The following is a 245-nucleotide window of genomic DNA, read 5'->3' as shown; positions in this document are numbered from 1 at the left end:
GAAACAGGCGTGCACTGACAGATTCGGGCCGCTCGGCCAGCAGATACACCTGGATGACTGAAGCCACGTCCGCGTCAAGGGGCACCCGCCGTTCCCGCTGCCCCTTGCCGATCACATGCAGCCACCGGCCGCCAATGTCGACGTCCGCGACGTCCAGGGCCAGCACCTCGGCCGAACGCAACCCGCAATGGAGCATCAAGCCCGCGATTGCCCGGTCCCGCCAGGTGTGAAAACTTGCCAGCAGC

General features: G+C 66.1%; 1 protein-coding gene. It reads right to left on the bottom strand.

Features of this window, described 5'->3' with window-relative positions; all coding sequences use genetic code 11:
* Positions 1–181, bottom strand: a 181-nt coding sequence (locus ABFP37_RS22595) for a tyrosine-type recombinase/integrase (protein WP_347035045.1), incomplete at its 3' end; no start/stop codon positions are given.
* Positions 182–245 lie beyond the last annotated feature (64 nt).

Origin of the sequence: Burkholderia sp. RS01 (genome assembly GCF_039748055.1) — a bacterium.
Taxonomy (GTDB): domain Bacteria; phylum Actinomycetota; class Actinomycetes; order Actinomycetales; family Micrococcaceae; genus Arthrobacter.
This window is presented reverse-complemented; position numbering and strand designations above follow the sequence as displayed.